A 714-nucleotide genomic window follows, 5' to 3' on the forward strand; every position below is an offset into this window, starting at 1 on the left:
GCCAGCGCCAGCATGGCCTTGATCCGCCGCAGCAGGCCCGGGCTCGCCGCACCGACCGACGACGTTGGCAGCAGCGCTGTGAATGGACGGGCGAGCCCGGCCAGGATCATGCTGATCCGGAACAGGCCCGGCCGCGGCAGCACGAAGGCGAGTACCGACCGCAGCAGCCGCTCGGTCAGCGGCCGCTCGTAATCCCGCTCGATCCGGACCCGGGCCTGGTCGACGAGGTGCATGTAGTTCACGCCCGATGGACAGGTGGTCATGCAGGCGAGGCACGACAGGCAGCGGTCGATATGCTTGACGACGTCCGCCGTCGGCGGCTTGTCCTTCTCCAGCATCTCCTTGATCAGGTAGATGCGGCCGCGCGGGCTATCGAGTTCGTCGCCGAGCAGCACATAGGTCGGACAGGTCGCGGTGCAGAAGCCGCAATGCACGCAGGCGCGCAGGATCTTGTCGGCTTCCTTGATGTCGGGATCGGCGAGCTGCGCCAGGGTAAACTCGGTCTTCATGCTCCCCCGCCTCGCATCATCCGGCCGCGGTTGAGGACCGATCTCGGATCGAAACTCGCCCGGACCCGTTCGCCGAGTGCGGCAAGTCCGGCCGGCTGCGGCTGGAACACGTCGACCGCACGGCGCACATCCTCGGTGGCGCGGATCAGGGTGGCGTGCCCGCCGACCGCCTCGACCTGGCCGCGGACCAGCGCGGCCTGCGCGT

Annotated in this window: 1 protein-coding gene and 1 pseudogene; both read right to left on the reverse strand. The window is 68.9% G+C overall.

Features of this window, described 5'->3' with window-relative positions; translation table 11 throughout:
• The coding region (locus tag H8B02_RS47615; RefSeq protein ID WP_229172564.1) for a 4Fe-4S dicluster domain-containing protein at positions 1-509 on the reverse strand (509 nt) is incomplete at its 3' end.
• Positions 506-714, reverse strand: a pseudogene (locus H8B02_RS47620) (2-hydroxy-acid oxidase); the annotation flags it as partial. The gene H8B02_RS47615 and the pseudogene H8B02_RS47620, both read right to left, overlap by 4 nt.

Source organism: Bradyrhizobium altum (assembly GCF_020889705.1).
Classification (GTDB): Bacteria; Pseudomonadota; Alphaproteobacteria; order Rhizobiales; family Xanthobacteraceae; genus Bradyrhizobium; species Bradyrhizobium altum.